This window comes from Sporolactobacillus sp. Y61, assembly GCF_040529185.1.
Lineage (GTDB): Bacteria > Bacillota > Bacilli > Bacillales > Sporolactobacillaceae > Sporolactobacillus.
On record NZ_CP159510.1, the window covers coordinates 3,104,694 to 3,128,819 of the forward strand.

General features: G+C 45.4%; 20 protein-coding genes and 2 pseudogenes. 12 read left to right on the forward strand and 10 right to left on the reverse strand.

The features are described 5' to 3' along the window. Positions 1–66: 66 nt before the first annotated feature. The 4 genes and pseudogenes from ABNN70_RS14825 to ABNN70_RS14840 form a co-directional block, all read right to left on the reverse strand. Complete coding sequence (locus ABNN70_RS14825; RefSeq protein ID WP_353948242.1) at positions 67–648, reverse strand: uracil-DNA glycosylase family protein; 582 nt, start codon at positions 646–648, stop codon at positions 67–69. Between the two features lie 122 nt (positions 649–770). After that, positions 771–2,119: pseudogene (locus tag ABNN70_RS14830) on the reverse strand (tripartite tricarboxylate transporter permease). Positions 2,120–2,122: 3 nt separating this feature from the next. Further along, the gene (locus tag ABNN70_RS14835) at positions 2,123–2,368 is read right to left on the reverse strand and encodes a hypothetical protein (protein ID WP_353948243.1); all 246 of its coding nucleotides are present in this window, start codon (positions 2,366–2,368) and stop codon (positions 2,123–2,125) included. 125 nt (positions 2,369–2,493) lie between these two features. Beyond that, a complete protein-coding gene (locus ABNN70_RS14840) occupies positions 2,494–4,524 on the reverse strand; it encodes an ABC transporter ATP-binding protein (RefSeq protein ID WP_353948244.1) in 2,031 nt (676 codons plus the stop codon). 481 nt (positions 4,525–5,005) lie between these two features. Here ABNN70_RS14840 and ABNN70_RS14845 point away from each other — a divergent pair, with 481 nt between their 5' ends. Beyond that, positions 5,006–5,140 (forward strand): hypothetical protein, encoded by a 135-nt coding sequence (locus ABNN70_RS14845; protein WP_353948245.1) that lies wholly within the window; start codon positions 5,006–5,008, stop codon positions 5,138–5,140. 129 nt (positions 5,141–5,269) lie between these two features. Continuing rightward, complete coding sequence (locus ABNN70_RS14850) at positions 5,270–6,082, forward strand: ATP-binding protein (protein ID WP_353948246.1); 813 nt, start codon at positions 5,270–5,272, stop codon at positions 6,080–6,082. A 78-nt stretch (positions 6,083–6,160) separates the two neighbouring features. Here the strand turns inward: ABNN70_RS14850 and ABNN70_RS14855 are convergent, their stop codons facing one another. Continuing rightward, positions 6,161–7,882: a hypothetical protein gene (locus ABNN70_RS14855; RefSeq protein WP_353948247.1), complete on the reverse strand. Its 1,722-nt coding sequence runs from the start codon at positions 7,880–7,882 to the stop codon at positions 6,161–6,163. Positions 7,883–8,408: 526 nt separating this feature from the next. Between ABNN70_RS14855 and ABNN70_RS14860 the strand changes: the two genes are divergently transcribed. The 4 genes from ABNN70_RS14860 (at position 8,409) to ABNN70_RS14875 (ending at position 13,483) form a co-directional block, all read left to right on the forward strand. After that, positions 8,409–8,567, forward strand: a complete 159-nt coding sequence (locus ABNN70_RS14860) for a hypothetical protein (protein WP_353948248.1) — start codon at positions 8,409–8,411, stop codon at positions 8,565–8,567. Positions 8,568–8,839: 272 nt separating this feature from the next. Next, positions 8,840–9,700, forward strand: a complete 861-nt coding sequence (locus tag ABNN70_RS14865) for a DUF1672 family protein (protein ID WP_353948249.1) — start codon at positions 8,840–8,842, stop codon at positions 9,698–9,700. A 19-nt stretch (positions 9,701–9,719) separates the two neighbouring features. Beyond that, positions 9,720–11,813 (forward strand): hypothetical protein, encoded by a 2,094-nt coding sequence (locus ABNN70_RS14870; protein ID WP_353948250.1) that lies wholly within the window; start codon positions 9,720–9,722, stop codon positions 11,811–11,813. Positions 11,814–12,265: 452 nt separating this feature from the next. Beyond that, positions 12,266–13,483 (forward strand): dicarboxylate/amino acid:cation symporter, encoded by a 1,218-nt coding sequence (locus tag ABNN70_RS14875; RefSeq protein WP_353948251.1) that lies wholly within the window; start codon positions 12,266–12,268, stop codon positions 13,481–13,483. Positions 13,484–13,490: 7 nt separating this feature from the next. Here ABNN70_RS14875 and ABNN70_RS14880 read toward each other — a convergent pair whose 3' ends face one another. From ABNN70_RS14880 to ABNN70_RS14900, 5 genes are all read right to left on the reverse strand, one after another. Further along, positions 13,491–13,916, reverse strand: a complete 426-nt coding sequence (locus ABNN70_RS14880; protein ID WP_353948252.1) for an OsmC family protein — start codon at positions 13,914–13,916, stop codon at positions 13,491–13,493. A 259-nt stretch (positions 13,917–14,175) separates the two neighbouring features. Beyond that, positions 14,176–15,840, reverse strand: coding sequence for an IS1634 family transposase (locus tag ABNN70_RS14885; RefSeq protein ID WP_353948253.1), 1,665 nt, complete (start codon positions 15,838–15,840; stop codon positions 14,176–14,178). A 426-nt stretch (positions 15,841–16,266) separates the two neighbouring features. Continuing rightward, positions 16,267–17,346: an NERD domain-containing protein gene (locus tag ABNN70_RS14890; RefSeq protein WP_353948254.1), complete on the reverse strand. Its 1,080-nt coding sequence runs from the start codon at positions 17,344–17,346 to the stop codon at positions 16,267–16,269. Between the two features lie 34 nt (positions 17,347–17,380). Further along, a complete protein-coding gene (locus ABNN70_RS14895; protein ID WP_353948255.1) occupies positions 17,381–18,520 on the reverse strand; it encodes a DUF2927 domain-containing protein in 1,140 nt (379 codons plus the stop codon). Positions 18,521–18,884: 364 nt separating this feature from the next. Further along, complete coding sequence (locus ABNN70_RS14900) at positions 18,885–19,352, reverse strand: GbsR/MarR family transcriptional regulator (RefSeq protein ID WP_353949450.1); 468 nt, start codon at positions 19,350–19,352, stop codon at positions 18,885–18,887. Between the two features lie 454 nt (positions 19,353–19,806). Here ABNN70_RS14900 and ABNN70_RS14905 point away from each other — a divergent pair, with 454 nt between their 5' ends. The 6 genes and pseudogenes from ABNN70_RS14905 to ABNN70_RS14930 all read left to right on the forward strand — a co-directional run. Then, positions 19,807–20,952: a betaine/proline/choline family ABC transporter ATP-binding protein gene (locus tag ABNN70_RS14905; RefSeq protein ID WP_353948256.1), complete on the forward strand. Its 1,146-nt coding sequence runs from the start codon at positions 19,807–19,809 to the stop codon at positions 20,950–20,952. Positions 20,953–20,980: 28 nt separating this feature from the next. Further along, positions 20,981–21,628 (forward strand): ABC transporter permease, encoded by a 648-nt coding sequence (locus tag ABNN70_RS14910; RefSeq protein ID WP_240697379.1) that lies wholly within the window; start codon positions 20,981–20,983, stop codon positions 21,626–21,628. A gap of 47 nt (positions 21,629–21,675) precedes the next feature. Then, positions 21,676–22,551 carry an osmoprotectant ABC transporter substrate-binding protein gene (locus ABNN70_RS14915; RefSeq protein ID WP_353949451.1) on the forward strand — a complete coding sequence of 292 codons (876 nt, stop codon included), beginning with the start codon at positions 21,676–21,678 and terminating at the stop codon, positions 22,549–22,551. A gap of 15 nt (positions 22,552–22,566) precedes the next feature. Further along, complete coding sequence (locus tag ABNN70_RS14920) at positions 22,567–23,247, forward strand: ABC transporter permease (RefSeq protein WP_129930821.1); 681 nt, start codon at positions 22,567–22,569, stop codon at positions 23,245–23,247. A 268-nt stretch (positions 23,248–23,515) separates the two neighbouring features. After that, a complete protein-coding gene (locus tag ABNN70_RS14925) occupies positions 23,516–23,623 on the forward strand; it encodes an erythromycin resistance leader peptide (RefSeq protein WP_129930819.1) in 108 nt (35 codons plus the stop codon). A gap of 128 nt (positions 23,624–23,751) precedes the next feature. Continuing rightward, positions 23,752–24,099 (forward strand): annotated as a pseudogene (locus tag ABNN70_RS14930) (ABC transporter permease subunit); the annotation flags it as partial. Positions 24,100–24,126 lie beyond the last annotated feature (27 nt).

Consider the following 24,126-nt stretch of genomic DNA (forward strand, 5'->3'; position numbering starts at 1 on the left):
CTATTTCACCTCCGCATTTCATCATCTGTCGGTTGAATCAGCACGTATAAGCGGTTCGATCAGGATTTACGATAGAATCCGGTTAATCAATTTCTTCAAATCCGGTAAGACGCTGTCCTCAAACCAGGGATTTCTTTTTATCCAAATAGTGTTTCGCGGTGACGGATGAACCAATGGAAAATAGTCAGGTAAATAACGGCGATAATCTTTAACAATTTCAGTTAATGTCATTTTTGAATGCGTCTTCAGGTAGTACTTTTGTGCGTAGGAGCCGACTAATAAAGTTAACTCGATGTCCGGCATCGCCCTGATGATTGGATCATGCCACTTTGCCGCGAATCCCTTCCTCGGCGGCAAATCGCTACTCTTCCCTTTGCCGGGAAAATAAAAATCCATCGGAAGCACGGCAATTTTCCCCGAATGATAGAAAGTATCGTCTGATACACCCATCCATTCCCGTAACCGCACGCCGCTTCGATCATTCCATATTATCTTTGTATTCTGCGCGATCTCACCCGGAGCCTGCCCGATGATTAACAGCTTTGCTGTTGGGGCGGCATAGTAGAGCGGATCGATGTTTCTATTTGTGAAACGAATATTTTCAGGATCTGCTTTTATTTGATTAAAAAGATCTTTTAACACGTCCATCTTCGTTACCTCCTGAATCTGGTTCATTGGCAAAAATAAAAGAGCCGGTCAGTGATCCATCCTGCACCCTGTGCGCATCAGCACGGCGAATGTTTCGGGCGCAGCCCCGGAACGGATCCTGATCAGAATACCAAAACGAGCCATGGCGCCGCATACAGGACCATGAATAATATCCCGTATCCCACACCCCAGCGGTGAAGCAGTCCGGAAAAAAGTCCAATCAGCATAACGCCGCCGATATTCATCCAACCCGCATCCATATACGCAAGCAGGAGAACGAAAGCGAAAAACAGGCCGAGGATGGCTTCGTGGGGAATCCGTTTAAACACAAAGGCACAAATTGATTGCGCATATTTGATTGCCAGCGTATACGTGACCATGAGTGCAACGCCGGCGCCAATCACTGTCGCCCAGATGAAATCGGCCTGTGAAAGGATATGATGCATATTGCGGGTTGCAGTAAAGACTGGTGGCGCGTCAAACAGCGCATGAGCAGGACCTATGGCAACCGGAGAAAGGGGGATGCCTAACGCGATCAGCGGGATCAGCGTCCCGGAAAGATAGGTCGCGTTTGCCAGTGCATTCATCGTTGTAATTGCAAGTACCGACCGTTCAACCGAATCCTGCGTTCGTTTTGAAAAGAGTTCGCCAAGAAGTGTCGTCATCCCGACCGGGCTGAGAATAAAAGTAAAACAGCTGACCAATGACGCTCCGGCGCTTGTGACCCATTCCTGCTTTTTCAACGCGTGAAACGGATTGAGCGATTTCCATTCGAAGGGCACTTTCTGAAGGGTAATCCTGCGCGGCTGATCACACTTCATCTGTTCTCTTTTCTCTTTATTCAGCAGCTCAAACAGAGTCAGGATGATCGGTCCAATCGTAATGCCGAGAAAGAACGAAATGAACACTGTGGTTCCCTTTGGTACAATGCCGATGCCCCAATAGAGATAGCGCAGCCCTTCAATGAGCAGTGTGAAAGGGAGAATGGAGGCAAGTGCCAGTACCTTATTCTTACTCAGCAAGGCAAGTAAAACGGCGCCGGCAAAGAAGAGCGGGTTGGCGTACGCTTTAATGGCTTCGGCAAGCGGGATCAGACTTCTTGCAAGCAGCAGACTGACCGGAACACTGACCAGTACGCCGATCAGTGAACCCCGGCCATTTTGCGCAGCGACTGGTCGGCCATCCCCTTTCGTTTAAGTAACAGCGCATGACCAACGAGCGGACTTGCCATAACGCCGCCGGGAATTCCGACAACGACGGCAGGTACCGCATCCATCAAGTTATTGGCAATCACAGCTGAGATAAAAAAGCAGAGGACAACGACGGGTTGAACACCGGCGAGCACTAAGATCAGTGTGACGGGAACCAGAACGGCCGTTTCGTCCGTCCCCGGGATGATGCCAATAATTGTATATAAAAGTGCAGCTGCAACCGCTGCAACGATCATTTCGGCTAAAAGAACCAGATCCATCCATTATTTCTTCCTTTCCGTCTCTTCAAAAATGCGTTTCGGTTTAATGAAAAGTGAGCAAATCATAAACCCGATCACCGCTCCGATTAAGCCAAATAAGAGCGGCATCGGCGCATGGTCCGGTGCGGCAAAATAACCGCCTAATGTTGTTATGCTGTTGATCGCAATCGCGAGCACAAGATCCCTGATCCGAACGACATCATCCCATATTTCAATCATTTCGGAATCGTGTTTTGAACGTGCAGTCATCGATAACGACTCTCCTTTCTGATTCAGCAGGCAGGAGCAGGCATGTGCAAGTCGGGCAGTCCCCTTTTCACACCTTTTTTCACCACGATCTTTATATCAGGCACTTAATCCTGTACGCTGATGATTTAACCCCGTATTTTAGACTGAGTTAACCGCTCATACTTATCCTTCAATACGGATACTTCACTCTCGTCACAGGAGACAAAATGTCCGGGAATGATTTGGCGCAGTCTCTTCTTCGCTGCCTCTCCTGTCTTCTGACGATCCGGCTGAAAGATCAATCTTTTTTTATGCTGCTCGCGAAGTGGATCCGCCTGCGGGATCGCCGAAATCAATGCCTTTGTATATGGGTGGAGCGGGCATTGATACAGGTCATCTGCCGGCGCGAGTTCGACGATCTTGCCCGCGTACATCACACCGATCCGATCACTTATATACTTGACCATGGAAAGATCATGAGCGATGAATAAAAGTGTGAGCCCGCGTTCTTTTTGTAACTTCTTTAATAAGTTGACAATTTGGGCCTGAATGGAAACATCCAGAGCAGAGATAGGTTCATCTGCAATGATCAGCTCCGGTTTAACGGCAAGTGCCCGGGCGATACCCACACGCTGCCGCTGACCACCGGAAAGTTCATACGGATAGCGCCTGGCAAATCCCGGTTCCAGACCAACCGTTGTAAGAAGTTCGGCGACCTGCTGTTCTAAATCTTCTTTGGATTTTGCAAGATTATTCAGGACTATTCCTTCCGCGACAATTTGACCAATGATTAAATGCGGGTCTAACGAAGAGTAGGGATCCTGGAAAATCATCTGCACCTTTTGATGGAACGCACGTTTCATTTGTTTGCCATGATGATTGCCAATCGACTGATCTTCCAGCCGTATGGCGCCGCCCGACGCTTTATAGATGCCCATGATGGTTCGTCCCAGAGTCGATTTGCCGCATCCCGATTCACCGACCAGGCCAAAAGTCTCTCCCTGATACAGTTTGAGTGAAAGATCATCAACGGCGTTCAACGGGCTTCTCCCATTTAAAAAGGTTTTCTTCAAATGACTGACCTCAAGCATGACTTTGCCTGAGTGCTTTATATTTTCAGCTTCCTTGTGTTCGAATCGTCGCTTACTCCCGGCCTGCTGCCTGCGCATGCGAATCTCCTCCGGCACATCTACGGATGGCGCTTCGGGGTGCAGTAACCAGGTTGCAGCAAAGTGAGTATCGGAAACCCGGAACATTGGTGGTTGCTTAACCTGATCGATTTTCATGGCATATTTATTTCTCGGTGCAAACGCATCACCTTGAATGGGCTGCTGCAGATTCGGCGGAGAGCCTGGTATGGTGTATAACACATCACCGGTTGTTTCCAGACTGGGTGTTGCACTGAGCAGCCCCCACGAATAGGGATGCCTGGAATGATAGAAAATATCCGCTGATGTGCCGATCTCAACGATCTTTCCCGCATACATGACGGCTACCCGGTCCGCCACATTCGCAATCACACCGAGATCATGCGAGATAAAAATAATGGACATGCCGTTCTCTTTTTGAATATCCTTCAGCAGTTCGATAATCTGTGCCTGAACAGTGACATCAAGCGCTGTTGTTGGTTCATCAGCAAGCAAAATATCGGGTTTGCAGGCCAATGCAATCGCGATCATCGCTCGCTGCCGCATGCCACCGGAAAATTGATGCGGATACTGTTTCATTCGCAGATCGGCATCCTTGATTCCGACCCGTTGTAGCAGCTGCAAAGCCCTTTCTTTCGCTTCAGTGCCCGAATGATTTTGATGCGCCTTCACAGCCTCCATAATTTGATTGCCGACTTTCATCGTCGGATTCAATGAAGTCATGGGATCCTGGAAAATCATCGAAATTCCTCGTCCGCGAACACTTTGCAGGACATGCTCTTTCGCCCTGGCCAGGTCTAATCCCTTGTACCGTATACGCCCCTTCTTAATTCGTGTATTATTTTTGGGAAGCAAGCCGATAATTGCCTTTGCCAGGGTTGATTTCCCAGAGCCGGATTCACCGACGAGGCCGAGTATCTCGCCTTTTCTAAGTGACAAATTCACTCCGCGAATCGCCCGGATTTCGCCGCCATACGTGTCAAAAGAAAGATGCAAATCTTCAATTTCGAGTAAAGCTTTTCCCTCCATGATTTTCCCTCTTTTCTATATTTCACTTATTTCTATATCGTCGATCACTGTGTTTTCAATATAAATCGGTTGATCATCATGAACTGCTCCTCAGTGGCATTGTGACTTTCATCACATGTATACTTAAAATTATAGTGATAATGGTTCTCATTTTCAATCAATATCCTCCACCGAGCGCGTATTATCCATGACAGTTTTGTGACTATTCAGGTGGCTGATAAACAATTAATTTTCAAATACAAACCCTGAGCAAAATGAAAAGGATACCACTAAACTATTTTTCTCTTCTTTGCTGACCCGCCCTTGCAATTGATAATGGTTATCACTAAAATAGCAAGTGATCCAGGAAAAAATCTGGCTGCACTGCCCTTGCACTGCAGCTATTAATCTATACAGGTGGAGAAAAGATGGCTATACGCGAACGGATGGCAAGGGGCGAACCCGTATCATCGGTGGTCGAAGAAATCAGGACGACCTCGCATTGAGGCATAGGGAACGCCTGCATCTGCTTCCCTCCCCATTGCCCGGACAGTGGCAAGAAGCGCTGAACGATGCAACGCTGAAGCAGGATATGGCACTGCCCTCTCCCCTTGCGACATATCCATCGTCTCTCTGATTACTTTTTTGCTGCCGCACACGTCGCCAGCTTTCGGCTCCATCGTTCGAAGTGCGCGCGTCTTTCGGGGAATAAAAAGCTAAGAAATATGTGCAGCGTTAATCCATCTCATAAAGGCTGGTGTTATCCATGCGTCGCATAGCTGATCTCTTTAATGCAGACGGCATTGATTTGAAGCGAACCTTAGTCGATGTCACGCATTGCCGCAATTGCGGCAGAGCGTTGAATGTTTATAAAATGCGCATGGTCGGCGGGCCACGAAAAGGTTCATGGACGACGATCACCGAGCATTGTGACTGCTCGTTGTCTCAGCAGGCGGTACAGGAGGCCGACAGAATCAAGCGTGAACGATTTTCCGAACTGTCGACGATCAACGATGCCTTAAAACAAGCAACGTTAAAAAATTTTTCTGTCCAGAATGCGTCACAGATCCATGCGGTCGAACAGGCTATTGCATTTGTTAAAAAGATAGGAGAAAATAAGCCGGCGAGAATGATTTATTACGGCAAACCCGGCCTGGGCAAATCGCATTTGGCCGTAGGAATCAGTAAACTGCTTGACCAAAAGTATCATAAAACGTGCTTATTTATTGATGTCCCGGCTCTAAAGCTCATCTTTAAATCAACCTGGGCGAAAGAAAGTACGCTCACAGAGCGCGAACTCATGACATTCATCGCAGATGCCGATCTGCTCATTCTGGATGATGTTGGTGCAGAAGGGATTACGCCATGGACGAAAGAGCTCCTGTTCGCCATACTCAATGCGCGATTATCGAAGAGTCTGCTGGTAACGACAAATCGATCAATCTCAGAACTCTATCTCGATTACGGTCCTAAAATTATCGACCGTTTTCTGGAGAATATGTCCAAAGCGGATCTTGTCCACTTAGACGGTGACTACAGCTATCGCCTGGCTCGCTTTATCGAGGATGATAAACTATAAAGCCTGGCGGACCGGAGCATAGGAAACGGCTTTCCCGGAAATAAAACCGGGAAAGCCGTTTTTGTCGATAGCTAATGATCAGGAATTCGCCTGGCTCGCCCTTTCATGCCGGCGGATCCAAATGATCGCAAAAATAAAGTAGGCAATCGTCAGGTCAAAACTGATGTTTCTGAAAGCTGTAAAGTCGACGGATCCAACGAAGACGCCAATCGACAGTACCATGATCGCAGCCAGGTCGACAATAGCCAATATACCAACAATCCCCGTAATCCATCCGGCAGGGGACGCCGTGACTTTCTTATTACGTATTTCCTGTTCTTTAAGCGCCTTTTTATCCTGTTCGTGGATGACCCTTTTTGTGATCTCCTCATCCAGTGCCTGTTCTTCGGGATATTTTTCCCTTGCTCCTCCGATTGCTGCCAGACCGATATAAAGGAACAGAGCCACAATCCAGGAAGCAGCCGGAAGAAAGAAGAGATGAAGAACATTAAAGTAATTCATGGCGAGGGACAGGGCAATGGCCAGCATCCATGAGGCAAATGCCGGTACATTCAGTCTGGAGCCCTTATAAAAGGACCAGAAACGGGTCATACCGATTCGCTGAAAAATCCAGTGCTCGGCAACGACAATGGCGCCGATTGGAGCAACGATAATACCCAGATAGGTGGTGAAGTCGAGCAGTTTCGTAAAGACAAACGGAAAACAGGCGACAACCGTCATCATCAGGCCCGTGCAGAAAGTCACTTTTCGCGGTTTAAACTGAGTGAAAATCGTCTGAAAAGCGAGCCCCGCCCGATAAATATTCGGGTTTGATGTGGTCCAGCCGGCAATCAGCACGGCGATGATGCCAGTATAACCGAGTGTGTAAAAGGCCACTGCTCCGGAATCGATTTGTGTAATCGATTGTTGCAGTAACAAGGCGGAAGACGCCCCCATGATGCTGCAGCAGATCCAGGCCAGACAGTGCCCGAAGTACATGCCGACCGCTGACGCGAATCCATAGGAACTTTTTTTGGCGAACCGCAGCACGGCCATATCGCTGAGCGCACCATGCGCAATCATATTTGACAGCCACGCGTAGGCGATCACGTGATAGATACTCAGCCCCTGACTGTTTTCCGAGTCGATGACCCAGATATACTGATTGGCCAGGCTGAGAAAATCGGAGAACGAACCAATGTGGTCAAATCCCGGAACCAGAGTCACAATCTGTGCGACACCGATGATGGCTCCAACGATGAAAATCAATAGCAGCCACGGCGCGCAGACAGATGAAAACTGCGCCACCGATTTAAATCCGAAAGCCGCAATCGTCGAGACAATGAAACCAACACAGAGCACGAGCATAACAAAGCCGGCATTGGTCGGGTACCAGTGCGTCTGCGGTGGCAGACCGAACAGCACACGGATCGCCGACGCAGAGATGGTGACCATCGCTCCGGAAAAGAAAACAAATAAGATTCCATTTACAATATTATAGATTTTCTGCATCCAGGGACCGGCGATTTTTTTCAGATAAGCGTAAACCGTCAGCCGGGTGCTGGTAGCAATCGGTGCACAGATCAGCCCCCAGGTCAGGACTGCGAGCGCGTTCCCGATAATCAAGCCAAGAATGACATCGCCGATACTGACGCCCCATAAAACCAGGCTGGCGCCAACGACAAATTCCGTTCCGGAGACGTGCTCGCCCCCATACAACCCAAGAAAGTAAGACAGTTTCTGCGCTTTATACTTTGATACAGGTTTATCCTGCTCAGGTATGCTCTCCAGTATCTCTTCCTGTTCATTCCCCTTCTCCAATGATAAAGAATTGTAGATTGTGAGATTCCTCCTTATTTATTAGACACTCAGACAAAATGGCGAGTGTGATCCACAATTGAAGACCTTTTTGCCCTTCCCGCAAAGAGTACCCATTCAGGGTTCTTAACGGATCGGATCAACAGAGTATCGTGCAGAAAAAATGCTTATAACCCAAATCTTGTGAAATTGTTTTGGCTGGCGCTTGCTTCAGAAGAAAACCAGGAGGGATAAATCGAAATGGGCACGATCATACGGACTGATATGATCATGAAATATGAATGCTGCCAAAGAAATATTTTCAATCGCAGATTAACAAATGAAAAATTGTTTCATTTACACTATACAATAGTGAGGCACTGCTTTCAAATAATCGGGCCCGCTTGAGTCATGAACGGTGTTTACGGGGAAGAGGAAAAAAGCCGGCATCGGCTTATGTAGGGTTTGCTGAACCAATCCCGTTTTTCGGTAATTATAATATTCAAATATCCCGTAGCCTGAAAATGGTTGGAAAACCTGCGGAGCCTAAATGAAATCAGAATATGGCATGCAGGATATGCGCACCATCCAGCTCCTCAGCAACTATGATCCTGCACAGTTACAAGCCGCACGTGACTATATGAATAAAGCATATGGTGTACAATTCGTCTGCATTAATTCACTTGGCGGAGCTGAGCGAACACGGTGAGTGTTCATTGGGCATATTGCAGCTAATGTTACCTGGACTAATTCCTCAATTCGTTACTTTTGACCTCCCCTCCCCCATAGTTCTATAGACTGATTTTTGATGAGAATATGAGCTGAAGATACACATCTTTCACATAATGTTCTACAATTGTTTCATATCCGCAATCGCTTACATATCTGCAGACCTCATCTGAGGAGGATCTCACTTTGAAATACAAAAAAATATTAACGCCAATTATATGTATATCGTTACTACTGGGAGGTTGCTCGTTTATGAATCAGACAAACGATCCAAATTCGATCACCGGAGAAAATCGGAATGAACAAAATGAAAATGTCTTTGCCCGTGTCCAGGACTACACCGGTCAGGGTTATGCTCTTGAAGGTGGGGAAGAAACCGATAAAATAGCCGAAGCCCATCGAGATGAAGTCGTTCATGCAGTGGAAAAGTTTTTTAGAGAGAAATATAAAACCGAAGTGATCGTTCATAACCTGGTCGGGAATATTGACGGCGTTACGGTATTCGTTGAATCGGTGGGTGAGCCACATTTCTATACTTATGCGATTGTCCCGATTGATAAATCCCAGAAAAAAATAAATACTGACGCTGTTTGGTCTCAGGAAGGCAAGGTCGAGGATGCTATAAGAACCGGAATCTATAATATGGTATTCGATGACAAATTCAAAAATTTAGATGACTATTTAACAGATTTTACTTCAAACAATCTCGTGGTTGGTAAGAAAGAAGATGCGATTGCAAACGTCGGTGGCAACGGATTTAGTACACCATATTATTATATGTCCATTTCGAAAGATGCATTCAGCGAGGACATTCTGAGTAAATATCTTGAAAATCCTCAAATGACCAAAATCGAGTGGAAAGAAGAAATGAAGGATATAAAATTGCACCCTAAAGAAATTTACATTACTTTACAGTTGTTTATGAAAGAGCACAATGCTCAGCCTAATAAAGAAATTTTTAACAAGATATCATCTGATATAGAAAAATTGAAAAATATCCCCTCTGGAGCTTATAGCATTTATCTGCATGACAATAAAATCTATAGGAGTTCAGGGATTGGAAATAAAGAAAATTCGTTAAAAAGAGGAACTCCAAATAAGATAATAAAATAATTTAAAGGAGTTGAACCAGATGTCTGTAACAGCTAATATGATAAAAAGTACTGCGAATGATAAAGACTTGGTTGAATTAGCAGGATTTCATGCTTATAAAGTACATGATATGGATACTAGCATTTACGTAAATAAAACTAGATATTATATTGTTGATAATATACAAGATGAAACCGGTCTCAACGCCATGACTGTACAAAATATCAAATCTGGAGAATTTACCATCGTCTACCAGGGCACTCAAATGAAATCGGAATATGGCATGCAGGATATGCTCACCAATGTCCAGCTCCTGAGCAACTATGATCCCGCGCAATTACAAGCTGCACGTGACTATTTTGAAGATATGAACGAAAAATATGGGGTTCAATCCGTCTGCGGAAATTCGCTTGGCGGAGCCTTAGCGAATACGGTGGGTGTTCATTACCCTGAGGTGAAAGCTGTAACACTGAATCCTGCGATTTTACCCGAAGGACAGGTTAAAGCTGATCAGAATTATGCCAACGTAACCAACTATTTCAGCAAGTACGATGGACTGACACGTGGCGAAGAAGCACTCAATTTAAACGATCGATTCCCCGGAAACATTTATCGGATCAACAATGGGATTCCCCATTTCTCCCGGGCATTTGGCTCAAACCACACCGGGTATATCGGTGACAGCCCGGACAATCAGTCGATCAATGTGGGGATTGAAGGACAACCCGGCTATGGAAAGATCTATATTGCGGCGGACGATCATATTGTGACGAGTATCTGGAGCGGAGAGCCACTTTATCGAAGCGGTTCCTGGGAAAGGATCAGCATTAACCAGGAGAGCATAACCGCCTTGTCGGATGCATTGAAAAACGGAGTCATTGGCCGAATTGGGTATGTGGTTGAATACATCAATCATGCCACCGAAATTGTCATCGACGTCAAGGCTCGTATGCCTGCGCGGCTGAATGAGCTTCAACGCAAATTCGAAGATATTCTCGAAAACAGCTTCGGCAATACATCCTGGTTCAAAGGGATCACAACAGGCGGGTATGTGACAAAAGGAATCATCGACCACCTGATCCATTTGTTATCTCAGGCGGAAACATATTGCCTTTATATTGAAAAAACGGTTAAAAATCGTCCGGATAAACTGCTGGAATATATGACCATTAGAACCTTTCATGTCGGCGATCAACTGCGTGAGGCTCAAAAAATTTTACGGAATGTAAAAATGGAAATCGATGATTTAGTCAATTTTGCAGATAAATTTACCAGGGAGGTCATCCCTCGCCTTCTGGCGGATGAAGCAAGAGGGCTTGCCGATGCCGTTGTCGATGAGCTCTATAATCATTTCCAAATTGTCGGGCAGAACAAAGATCAGTTATTGGCGCAGCTCGTTAAATTCCAGAAGCAGGTCCAGGCCGTTGGTGATCAGTTTCAATCGGCAGATCAGTCTCTTGCTCAGGGAATCAATCAGGGTTCCCTGCAAAGCGGATCTGTCACGATCCCGACGGCTGATCATACTCAGCTGAAGTCATCCAGCGATTTACCTTATGGAGTGAATACCAAAGAACGGCATCTCAATGGATCAATGACCCGTTTATCCGCCTCGATTAACAGGGCAATCACTCCATTGTCCACTCTTCTTACCGGGCATTTATGGGCTTTAGAAACAATTACAGAGGCCACCTCTGCTACAGTTAAAGCGGCGAGTTATGGCGTCTGGTACTCCAGTCCGCCCGCCATCTTGATTGGATTATTTACCGACTGGGACGACAGGCTACGGTTGCAGGTCAAACAGGCATTAAAACCGCTCGACGAATTTGCCAATACAATTGAAGGGCTTCGGACCGGAATCAACCATTTAAAAGCTAATGTACCGGCGCTCATTCAGCAGTATAAACCCTTTATAGATCAGGCAATCTTTGATTCCAACAACTATTCTTATGTCGCCCTGTACAACACTGCTGCCTCCGATATTCTCGATGAAACCGCCCTGCTCTTCCAGGATATTGTTTATCAATTATCCGGTCAGGAAGCCAAATCGATAACCGCCCTCTGTGAGACATCGAGAAGCGTGCTGAAAAATATACAGCTCCTCCACGAGGATGTTTCTCGTGCTGCAATCCCATAAACCCGGGTAAAAGTAGTTAAACGATCACTCACAAGAAACATCTTCTGAACCATGAACACTCAGACAAAACAGCTTAAAAGTCGCATGTTTCAGATCCACATCTGCCACTGTAAGAACGAACCCTCTCGTTTTCAGGATTTTATTAACCTGTCCAAGTCGAAGAATTCCCAGCTTCCAAATAATTAAAGCCTTATCTACTTCCTTAGAGAACTTCTCCTTTTCTGTGTATCTGCATTTCGGGAATCCCGAGCAGCCCGGGAAGTGCTCACCACTGTGTTTCCCATGCCGTGCTACCCGTTGCACCATGGGCTTTCCGTGATATCTGTTCATCGTAAACTAAATTTAGTTAAAAGCACTTCAACTATTATTAGTATCTTGACAAAATATATTGATTAATCTATATTTAATGTAAATTATTCGTATTTAAATAGTAGGATTTAAGAGGACTCTATATGAAATTATCAACAAAAATTACCGTTAGTTTACTACTCGGTATCATTGCGGGAATTATTCTTAATTTATTTTTCCCAAGTATTATTCCTGGTCTGGACCAATATGTGTTATCGCCAGTGGGGAAAATCTTTTTAAGAGGTATTCAATTTATTGTTGTACCAATCGTCTTTACTTCACTAATAGTTGGTTTTACGAGTATTAAAAACTCGGAAAAAGTTGGAAGGCTTACTTGGAGATTATTATCATTGTATATTGTAACAAACTTAGTAGCTCTTGTAGTCGGAATGGCAACTGCCGCTATCTTAAAGCCTGGGAATTCCGTGAGCAATATTGGCGAATTAAGCACGCAAAAAGCGGCTCAAGGCCAAGGAATTCTGGATTGGCTGGTTTCAATCGTTCCAACAAATCCATTTGAGTCGTTTTCAACAGGTAATTTATTGCAAATTATCTTCACGGCGATTTTAATCATTGTAGGTATTCGCCTTGTTGGGGAAAAAGCCAATCCATTTGTATCCTTTGTTAAGAGCTTTCATGAGATTATTGGAAAAATTACATCTGTTGTCATGAAGTTTTCACCTATTGGGGTGTTTGCCTTAATTTCCTCTGTTATTGCAACCCAAGGATTGGAACTTGTCCAAAAACTAGTGATGTATATCGTTGGATTAATTCTAGCGGTTGTCATTATGATTTTTGTCTATTTCTTATTCTTAACCTTTATGAAAATTTCGCCTGTTCGTTTCTGGAAAAGCTTCCTGCCAGCTTTCGGTATCGCGTTTGGTACCTCAAGTTCTAACGCTGCTTTACCTGTTGCGATTGAAAACGCGCAGGGTCCCTTTAAGATGAAAAAAGAAATCGCAAGTTTTGCCATTTCATTAGGAACGGCCTTAAAACGTGATGGCGCCTGCATCATGCAAGGTTTTAACGCCTTATTTATAGCGCAGCTTTTCGATGTAGAGCTAACACCAACTCTCATTGTGAGCGTCATGATTAGTACGGTCATTGTTTCCTTTAGTACAGCAGGTGTTCCCGGTGCTGGAATCATTATGATGTCAACCGTATTAACTGCTGCAGGTTTACCATTAGAAGGCATCGCCATCGTTGCTGGTGTCGATCGTCTAACTGAAGGATTTAGAACGCTTTTAAATGTTCTTGGCAATACAGCTAATGCGGCTATGCTTGATAAGTGGGAAAATAAAGAAGTGGAATCAGCAAATTAGGATTATATTAAAACTTTTTCTCACCTTTTACCCCATTGATGGAATAGCTGGCGGTAATGTCTGCTTTTAATGAATGAGCAACAGAACAATATTTATCTTTTGATAGTTGAATCGCCCGGATAACTTTGTCTTCAGGTAATTCACCTTCTAATGCATAATGAATATGGATATTGGTAAATACCTTTGGTGGATTTTCTGCGCGATCTCCCTTTATATCCATGTGAAAAGAGGTAAGATTCAAACGCATTTTTTTCAAAATCATAATAATATCAATACCTGTACAACCCGCAACGGCGTTCATTACAAGCTCCATCGGTCTTGCACCTGAATTCTGCCCACCTATTTCCTCTGCTGCGTCCATTCTAATTTCATGACCAGAAGCCGTAGCCCCTGAAAAAGCCATATTTCCAGCCCACTTGACAGTTAATTCCATAAGATGATCAAGCTCCTTTCAATTACATATTTTAGCACTATACTTCAGTAGAAAAAATTTTTCTGGGAAGTGTGTGCCGTTGTCCCCTTGCCTCTCCCTCAGCGAAACACCAGCCCTTCTTATTATCCCCAATGCCATATTTTTTGTACGACTTTCATAGGAAATTGGACTCGACTTCGACAGTTTCTAGGTACACAAAAGTCCGAAAAAAGGCGACAGGTAGCCTGTTTTCGGACTTTTAATTTTTATATGTGTGTATCTAGGATTTAAGGTCGATTCGACATATCTTTCGAGGAACCTTTATCCCAAGAGTCTTAATGATTTCATGCTGTTTTGCGGTGATTTCCGTTCTTTGATAGAAGTCTCCTTTTTTCGAAGAAAATTTGCCCAGAACCATCTGATCCATGGTATGTTTCAGTTTTGGCCAGGTTTCACCGGTCTTCAGTTCCGCCAGCCGAATAAGAAGCAGAGCCAGCCAGTTCAGTAAAAGGTGCGTCTTAATCCGATCCTCGATCCGATGGTACATCGGTCGAAGACAGAGTGTAGACTTTAAGGTTCGGAATCCATTTTCTACAGCCATCAGGTTCTTGTATCCCAGCGCCACTTCTTCTGCGGACAGGGTGTCATCCGATGTTCGAATCAGGTATTTCCCGTCATAACGCGCCGCATCTCGAAGCGCCTGCCGATTAATTCTCAGCTGCCCGTCCTTCAGCTGGCGAAGATAACGACCATAAAGCTTATGTGACCGCAGGGCACAGGCCGCTTTGGTATGCTTCTTTTCAGGCAACTGATGTAAGTCTTCCAGAGCCATCTCCAAATCACGAACCAGTCGTTCCCGCTGTTTCTTATCTTTCTCTGCTTCTTTTGAGTTGTAGGCAAGGATAAAACGCTGCCGCTTTTCTCCGTCCCCGACGACAATCTCCTTAACCTCAAGATGGTTGCGAACCTTTTGATAACGTCCCTTGCGGGACATCGCTTCATCCACAATTTTCTTACCGGAACGCATGGGCTCACCAACAATATAATGCCCTCCGGCACGCTGCAGCGTCGTTAGATTGTCTTCCGTGGAAAAGCCACGGTCCATCACACTGATCACCCGTCCCAGCTTCCAGCCAACTAAATCCTTTTTGGCCTCTTCAACGACTGTTTTATCCGCCGTGTTACCTGGCCAGACCCAGCATCGGATGGGCAAGCCTTCCTTCGTAACGGCCATGCCGATGACCACCTGCAGCAGATCCGGGCGTTTGTCTTTGGAATAGCCCAGCTTTCGCAGATTTTCCTTTTCCGGAGCTTCCTGGGGCTCAACCTCAAAGTAGGACGAGGTTGTATCAAAATAGATCAGGTCGACTTCAAGATTCAGTAGATTCGCTGTCGAAAAATAAACCTGTTCCTCCAGCTGGCTGCGCATTTCCAGGAGTAAATCCATGGCACGGTAAAACTGATGGACATGTGCCTCATTGAGTCCGGGCAGTGCCACTTCATCCTGTATCCACTCCTCAAGCCCCAGCTTGCTTGTTGGATCCAGAGCTCGATTGGCTACCATAGCGAAGATGAGTCGTTCGACGTCGATATCATGTTTACGACCCGCCAATAATTCATGAATGATCTGGTCCATGCTCAGCATTTTCCAGAGCTGATCCAGTGTCCAGACTCCACCCAGCCTTTTGGATGCTTTGAAAGCAAAATCAGCCGCCTGACCAATCTCAGACTGAGCCCGCAGGGCTTCTTCAGGAGAGAGATACCTTGAAATGCTTTCCACCAGCCGACGGAGCGCGTCAACATCCAGTTGATCCTCGCGACCGAACGAATAAATCACCCTTGCTTTGGCATATTTGGCCTTGGAATCCCACTCATTTTGAGCCAGCTGCAGATAGGCTACTGTACGACCATCTTTATTTTTTCGAGAAACCCTTCGTAAATACATGCCTATATTATATTACAGGTGAGTTTCAATATCAAGCATAGTTATCCACAGATGTGTGCCTATGGATAACTTTTGGATGACCTATTATGCACATGTGGATAATTTAAAAAAATCCCTAGAACAAGGGATTCCTTTAATCGCTCACTTGAAAGATTGTGCCTACAACTGTCGAAGTCGAGTTGGAGAAACGTTCTTTTAAAGCCTTATCTGTTTCCTTAGAGAACTTCTTATGGGTTACATTCCCCGCCTTCCCGCACTCACTTTTGCCAGAACCTCTGAAAAATCATAATCAGATCCTGTACCGCCATACACAGATCAGTAAATGATTCCTTTGAGAAAGGCTCCTCTTTTGTGATGATTTCTTCTATACCGCCGGTATGCTCACGATAAGGAGCGGATGCGCTATGGGGAAAAAGTAAAATAAAATCAGTCAGCCTTCTCCTTTTCTGTGTATCTGCATTTCGGAAATCCCGAACAGCCCAGGAAGTGCTCGCCACGGTGTTTCCCGTGCCGTGCTACCCGTTGCACCATGGGCTTTCCACATCGTGGGCAGATTTTTTCACCTTCTGTGAGTGGTTCTTTCGGAGCGGACTCTGTAACGGGATTCAGCTGTCGGTCTTCTTTAATCTCGTCAGGGACGGTTCTTCTGGTATCTTTTTCCGGTTGCGTGTGATCCGGTGCGCTTTCTTCTGCAAGAGATCTGTCAGGGTCCAGAGATGGCGCAGTCTCCGTTGCTGTTTGTTTCACTGTACGCTTATTCTGAGAGAGAACGCTTTTCTTTGGACGGGGTCGATACTTTGCCTGAATGTTCTCGATATGGGTCTGTTTCGTTTCTTCGGAAGTTTGTGAATACGGAAAAAGTATCTGATAGATGGATTCCACGTCATTATGACTCAGGACTACTTCGGTGCCGGCAATCGTTCTCTTAACAAACGGCTTGACCTGGTGACGATTCATGACGGCTGCCTTCCCCTGATCCAGGGTAATCTTTTTCAGTTCGCAGCGGTCACTGAATAGAATAATAGAATGACAGACGATCTGCGCATAATCGGAAAGGCACTGCTTCAAATGACTGATATGCCCTTCGTTTTGCATAATCGGGTTATAGAAGTGATTTTTCACGCTTTTCCTGCCGGCAGCGAGTGACTGGGTCCAGGTTCGCCGGCTTTCCGTTCCGAAAATCCAGCCACAGTAATTTTTCGACTCAAAAACGTACAGCCCGCTTGAATGGATCAGCAGCACATCCAGTTCAGTCGTTGTTCCATCTTCTTTCGGCAGATAAACATTGAAAAGAAAGCGTCCTTCTTTTTCCAGTGACCGCAGATGTCTGTATATGAGGTATTCACCGTAACTGCCTGTTGAACGTATCATTCGCAAAAAAGGGCGATGGGTGATGCGATAGTATTCCGTTTTCCTGTATTTTGCATTGGAGTAAGCATAAAACAAAAACGCACAGGTAAGGGTACCCACGAACAGTACAATTAAAAATCCGTAGAGTTGAAGCATTTGACCGCCCCTTTCTTTTTACGGTTTCCGGTCGTTAGCGAATAATAGGGTTTAACGTTTCCAGTACGGCTTCTTTATCCATTCCAGGCTCGATTTCTTTCAAATATAATAGCTGAATGACTTTTTTGTCCATAGCCGAATAGTGCGTCACAGCCTGATTTTTTTCCTGCTGAAAGACACTGTCCTTATAGTCATATGTGTCATTTCCAAGGCCCAGAGCCTGAGTGATTTCTTCCAGTATCACTTCATTCCGTAAATCCTGACTCAGATCCCTGTCAATTAATAGATAAGCCTTATATATCATATTGTCAGAATCGAAATAGTTGAAATAGCCCCAGTTATTTCGATAGGTCGGACCTTGATATTTTGCCATGTCTTTGTCTTTTGGAAAATAAATACTCATATTTTCTTTGCGTTTATCGGACGGATCTAGCACGGAAATATCAAGACCCGTTAACTGGCTTAACGCTTTGGCTGTTTTTTTAATCATATCCCTGTCTTCTTTTGTTGTTTCCAGATAGGGTTTAATCACGATGGGTTCTGTCCATTTATTTATGAACTTATCATTTGGATTATATTCTGTTCCCAGAGCAATTTTCAAAAAGTAACGGACTTCTTCTTTTGAGAAGGCAGTTTCGAAGATATGAAAGGTTCTGATATCGATATTCTTTAAGCCATTGCTCTGATCCGAAGAGATGATTTTAAGCTGGTGCTCTCCTGGCTGTGTGATCGCTTTATTCAGTAGCCAGGGCCTGTTATCCAGATAAGCCTTGTAATCGATTCCGGGTTCTTCTTTTACATGAATAGCAGCCTGTTTTAAGTGAATAGATGAGGGCTCAATGTTCACCAGTGGATACCCGGGTTTCTCCGTGTCGATTGTTAAATGAAATGTTTTGTCCACCGTTTTTCCTGAAAAACTGATTTCCGCTTTGATCAGATGCTTGCCGTTCCGGTTAACGGCGGTCCCCTCTTTATACTTCTTTCCATCGATGTAGAGCTGATAGTGATACAGGCGCCGTTTATTTTCAAAGTGGATCTTTACCGGTTCGTTATATACCGCATGATATTTGTTTCCCTTAATAAAAATTTCAGGCTCAGGCGGATGGAAAAATACAAAAAACAACCCTGAACCGATAAGTACAGTTATCAAGATAGACAGACTAAATCGTTTCACCGTATTCCTCCCGTTTGTTATGTTCACTCACTGATAGTCCAATCAGGCGTACGACTGAATCGCCGACAGGCAGGTAAATAACCCATTTTCTATGTTATCGGCATTTTTTTCTGGCGTTTTTAACTATTCGTAAAAAAAATTTTCCATCACTGGATATGACAGATTCCATTTCTCCATGTGTTGCGCACCTTTTTAGAGACTTAATCTGTTCTGATTGGAGACGGATCGATATGCGAAGCTGTCTGGCCTCAGCATGTCGTATTCGGAACAGGCTGATTCTCTATCCATGGACGTCTTCTTATTCTATGGTGAAAAAAAGCGCCACCTGCGAATATAAGCAAATGGCACTAGTCATGATAGAGCATTATTTTCTGGGCAGATACCGAAACACCTCATCATCGTCAAAAAACTCGATCAGATGGCTAATCCAGTTGAAATAATCCAGATGCTTTCTGGATTCTTGCAGAAAGTCTTCTGCTGTCTTCTGATCAGCCTCGGAAAGCTCGCCTTTGTTCAGAAGCTCGGTTAATTCCTGATAGATCCGTTTTTCCTGTCTGCGGTTGTTACGGATCATTCGCCGCCAGGTCTCGGTAAATAATGAAATAAAAATCTGATAGTAATCTCGTTCAACGTCATAAAGGTCCTGACGTACACCTTTTGTGAACACTTTCTCAGCGATTCCGAGTTCCGCCAGCTCACGGACGACCTGACTCATACGGGTCTTGCTCATCCCCGTCGCCTCTGAAAGTTCAGACAGGGTCATTGGCCTCCGGTTCAGATAGATGATACCAAGGACACGACCAAGTGTCGAGGGAAGGCCGAACGTACTCATGTTCTCAGCAATCTGCTCGGCAAAAAGGATCTGTATCTGTTTCAGACGATTATCTTCCAAAATAAAATGCTCCCCCTCACATCCGACATTGTCATTTTTCTCCCCCTATTTTCTTAGAAAAATGGCTTAAGATCAAGTACAGAACCAAAATTTTTCAGCGAAAAACAAACGCACTGGACACTAGTTTTATACATTATATATAGTCCATGCAATTTATTTGCTGTATAAACTTTATATTACACACAATTTATTATATCATTAATAGAGAAGATAGAGCGACGATTCATGTGTGATCAGGGCGCAGAAACTCATCAGAACACACCATACCGCCGTACATCACCGCTTGACGGGCGTTCTGCTTCTTTTTTCAACGACCGAAAAGAAGCAGGATTCATCAGACAGGTGGTTCTCGAAAGGGATCGTATCAATCTATCAATTAATCGGAGGGTTATTATTGTTAAAACTTGAACATGTATCCAAGTTATATACAGGAGGAAAAGCAGCAGTCAGGGACTTTTCTCTGGACATCGATCAGGGGGAGTTTATCTGTATCATTGGGCCAAGCGGTTGTGGAAAGACAACCACACTGAAAATGATCAATCGGCTGATTGAACCCACTAAGGGGACTGTTTATCTGAACGGCGAGGACATTCTGAAAAAGAATCCCATTCAACTGAGACGGCAGATTGGATATGTGATTCAGCAGATCGGGCTGTTTCCACATATGACTATTGGTGAGAATATCGCGCTCGTGCCGAAACTTCTGAAGTGGCCGTCTGCCAAAAGGAGAAAGCGTGCTGAAGAATTGATTGATATGGCTCATCTCGGGACGGATTATCTGGATCGTTATCCAAGTGAACTCAGTGGGGGGCAGCAGCAGAGAATCGGTGTACTTCGGGCACTGGCAGCTGATCCGCCATTGATCCTGATGGACGAGCCGTTTGGTGCGCTCGATCCGATCACGCGTGACGACCTTCAGGATGAATTCAAGAAACTCCAGCAGAAAATGGGTAAGACCATTGTTTTTGTGACGCATGATATGGATGAGGCCATCAAGCTGGCGGATCGGATCGTCATTATGAGAGAGGGTGAAATCGTCCAGACTGGAACGCCGGATGACATTCTTCGAAATCCGGAAAATGACTTTGTTAAAAAGTTTATCGGAGAAGACCGCATGATTCAGACGCGTCCTTCTCTGGAACGGGTGGAACAAATCATGGACGAACATCCAGTGACGATCAGGCAGAACAGAACACTGTCCGAAGCGGTTACGCTGATGCGCCACCGACGCGTCGATACGCTGCTTGTGGTTGACGAGAAAAAGCGATTCATTGGGTATGTCGACATTGAAAACATTGACCAGTCCCGGGGTGAATCGAAGTATGTCGGCGAAGTGCTCCAGACAAATATTTTCACCGTACGTCAGGATACGCTCCTCCGTGATACCGTTCGCAGAATTTTAAAGCAGGGAGCGAAATACGTGCCCGTCGTTGATGAACAGGATCACCTGACAGGCATTGTGACGCGTGCCTCACTGGTGGATATCGTATATGACAATATTTGGGGTGCTGATGATCGGGTAGCCGCTGAAGATAAATAACGGGAGGCTGATTAATACGGACGCCTGGATTCAATTTTTACAAACTAATGGACTGGAACTGTTGAACAAAACATGGGAACATTTGTATATTTCTATGATCGCCGTTGTCATGGGCATCATCGTCGCGGTACCACTTGGAATCATTATGACACGTATGAAGCGGGGAGCCGGGATCATTCTCGGGGTAGTTAATGTTTTGCAAACGCTGCCCTCACTGGCGGTGCTGGCATTTTTCATTCCCATTCTCGGCATCGGCAAGCTGCCGGCGATCGTCGCCCTCTTTCTCTACTCTGTGTTACCGATTCTCAGGAATACCTTTCTCGGGATTAAGGGAGTAAACCGCGATCTGCTGGAGTCGGGGCGAGGCCTGGGCATGACGGGTTTTGAACGGGTACGGATGCTGGAGCTTCCGCTGTCGGCGCCAATTATCATGGCCGGCATCCGGACATCCTCAGTCTATCTGATTGGATGGGCAACGCTGGCTTCTTTTATCGGTGGAGGAGGCCTCGGGGATTACATCTTTATTGGTCTAAACCTGTATCGGCCAGACTACATCATTGCCGGTGCGATCCCGGTCACAATCATTGCCGTATTGGTGGACTATTTGTTTATGTTGATTGAAAAAAAGGTCACGCCGAAGGGCATCAGGATGACAGAGGGACTGCAGAAGGAGTGAGCGTTCTGAAGAAAAAAATTAAATATCTGGGATGGATTCCGTTACTGATGAGTCTTCTTCTGATTGGCGGCTGTTCGCTGCCAGGACTCGGTGCTTCGTCCGAAGAGCCCGTTCGCATCGGGGCACAGAGTTTCACGGAATCGGAAATTCTGGCGAATGTAATCAGTCAGTTGCTGGAACATAATACTGATCTGGATACCCGAATCGTTAAAAATCTCGGATCCAACTTCGTTTCGCAGAAAGCGCTGGAGAACAACGAGATCGATCTCGCGGCAACACGGTATACTGGAACCGATCTGACAAGCATTCTTAACCAGAAAGTGGAAAAAGATCCTGAGAAAGCGCTGAGGATCGTTCAGAAGGCATTTCATGAACAGTACGGCTATAAATTTTATGATTCTTATGGATTCGCCAACACTTATGCTTTTACCATGACAAAAGAAAACGCCGACAAAAATCATTACCAGAAGATATCGGATCTCCAGGCTGACGCCGATAAGCTGAAACTCGGTGTCGACAATGCCTGGCTCAAACGCGCCGGTGACGGATATCCGGCATTTAAAAAGACTTATGGATTCGCCTTTGGCAAAACGTATCCGATGCAGATTGGTCTGGTTTATGACGCGGTAAATCAAGGCCGGATGGATATTGTCCTTGCCTATTCTACTGATGGCAGAATCAAGGCCTATGATCTGAAGATGCTAAAGGATGACCGGCGATTTTTCCCGCCTTATGACTGTGCACCCCTTGTTAAGGAAAACACAATCAAAAAATATCCGGAGATTGACCGGGAACTGAAAAAGTTACAGGGGGTTATTTCAACAGAAAAGATGCAGGAACTGAATTATGAGGTGGATGGAGAGCTGAAGGAGCCCTCCACTGTGGCCAGGGAATTTCTTGAAGCACATGATTATTTTGAGTAAAGGGGGAAAAAAGAAATGAATGTAATCAGCCAATTGTGGACCTACTACGTTCAAAACGGAAGTTACGTCCTTGTTGAATTTTACCGACATTTTCTAATGTCCGCTTATGGCGTGCTTTTTGCTGCCATTGTAGCGATCCCATTAGGCATTTTCATTGCAAGGCATCGACAGCTGAGTAAATGGATATTTGCAGTCGCTAATGTCATTCAGACGATCCCGGCTCTTGCGATGCTGGCGGTGCTAATGCTCGTCATGGGGCTTGGAACGAACACGGTTGTTTTCTCTCTGTTTCTGTATTCGCTCCTTCCCATTCTGCGTAATACCTGTTCGGGCATCAGAAACATCAGTCCGGCCTACCTTGAGTCGGGCCGGGCAATGGGCATGACAAAATTCCAGATTTTCCGAATGGTGGAATGGCCACTTTCGCTGTCTGTTATTATGGGAGGACTGAGAACGGCGCTGGTCGTGACGATCGGCATCACCGCGATCGGAACTTTTGTCGGCGCCGGTGGACTCGGAGATATCATCGTCCGGGGAACAAATGCAACGAATGGAACGGCCATCATTCTGGCTGGCGCCATTCCAACCGCAGTCATGGCTGTACTTGCGGATCTGCTCCTCGGCTGGCTGGAGCATGCGCTTTCCCCCGTCAAAAAGGCGAAAAAGACGAAAGAAAGGCAGTCGCTGGCGGCCTGAGTCACTCGGTTACCTTTCTCTATCGCAGCCAGAGCCTCATCCTGAATCCAGGATGAGGCTTTCATCTTCATATGAAACAGGCAGCGACGTGAATCTTATGGGCCTATGCATCGTCCCGGCTGCGATACACAACACCTGATTAATAATCCTTCCCCTCCAGCCAGGAAAGTTGATATAATTTTAGAATAACAAGTCATTGTTTTGATTTTTAACATAGAATAACCTACAATGTTGATGTTCAGGATTTTACAGGAGGATTATTAAAAAGATGACACACTCTATGAGACTTAAATTCCCAACTTTGAATCCGTATCTTAATATGTTCAAAGACTCTGTCTGTGTGCAGAGTAAACGGGATCAGTCCGTCCTTTTTTAATAATCTTGACGTACCTGTTAAATACGGCAAAAAAAGAAGGGTGGATCATTCTGCCCTTCTTTTTCAGTTTCTGATATTGATAAAAACGTATCGTGACGTCTATTTCTTATGCTCATGAATCTAATCAGGTGCTCAGGAAGACCTTCCTCAGGATCAGAGGAGTAAACCGCGATCTGCTGGAGTTGGGGCGAGGCCTGAGCATGACGGGTCTTGAAGGGGTACGGATACTTGAGCTGCCGCCGCCCGCGCCGATTATCATGGCCGGTATCCGGACATCCTCAGTCTATCTGATTGGATGGGCAACGCTGGCCTCTTTTATCGGTGGTGGAGGCCTCGGGAATTATATCTTTATTGACCTGAACCTGTATCAGCCGGACTACATCATTGCCGTTGTGGTTGGCTATCTGTTTATGTTGATTGAAAAAAAGGTCACTCCGAAAGACATCAGGACGACAGAGGGACTGCAGAAGGAGTGAGCGTTCTGAAGAAAAAAATAAAATATC

Coding starts and splice junctions, on each gene's coding strand:
- ABNN70_RS14825 (WP_353948242.1), bottom strand. CDS start 648: ATGGACGTGTTAAAAGATCTTTTTAATCAAATAAAAGCAGATCCTGAA.
- ABNN70_RS14835 (WP_353948243.1), bottom strand. CDS start 2,368: ATGACTGCACGTTCAAAACACGATTCCGAAATGATTGAAATATGGGAT.
- ABNN70_RS14840 (WP_353948244.1), bottom strand. CDS start 4,524: ATGGAGGGAAAAGCTTTACTCGAAATTGAAGATTTGCATCTTTCTTTT.
- ABNN70_RS14850 (WP_353948246.1), top strand. CDS start 5,270: ATGCGTCGCATAGCTGATCTCTTTAATGCAGACGGCATTGATTTGAAG.
- ABNN70_RS14860 (WP_353948248.1), top strand. CDS start 8,409: ATGAAATCAGAATATGGCATGCAGGATATGCGCACCATCCAGCTCCTC.
- ABNN70_RS14865 (WP_353948249.1), top strand. CDS start 8,840: ATGAATCAGACAAACGATCCAAATTCGATCACCGGAGAAAATCGGAAT.
- ABNN70_RS14870 (WP_353948250.1), top strand. CDS start 9,720: ATGTCTGTAACAGCTAATATGATAAAAAGTACTGCGAATGATAAAGAC.
- ABNN70_RS14875 (WP_353948251.1), top strand. CDS start 12,266: ATGAAATTATCAACAAAAATTACCGTTAGTTTACTACTCGGTATCATT.
- ABNN70_RS14880 (WP_353948252.1), bottom strand. CDS start 13,916: ATGGAATTAACTGTCAAGTGGGCTGGAAATATGGCTTTTTCAGGGGCT.
- ABNN70_RS14885 (WP_353948253.1), bottom strand. CDS start 15,840: ATGTATTTACGAAGGGTTTCTCGAAAAAATAAAGATGGTCGTACAGTA.
- ABNN70_RS14890 (WP_353948254.1), bottom strand. CDS start 17,346: ATGCTTCAACTCTACGGATTTTTAATTGTACTGTTCGTGGGTACCCTT.
- ABNN70_RS14900 (WP_353949450.1), bottom strand. CDS start 19,352: ATGAGTACGTTCGGCCTTCCCTCGACACTTGGTCGTGTCCTTGGTATC.
- ABNN70_RS14915 (WP_353949451.1), top strand. CDS start 21,676: ATGAGTCTTCTTCTGATTGGCGGCTGTTCGCTGCCAGGACTCGGTGCT.
- ABNN70_RS14920 (WP_129930821.1), top strand. CDS start 22,567: ATGAATGTAATCAGCCAATTGTGGACCTACTACGTTCAAAACGGAAGT.
- ABNN70_RS14925 (WP_129930819.1), top strand. CDS start 23,516: ATGACACACTCTATGAGACTTAAATTCCCAACTTTGAATCCGTATCTT.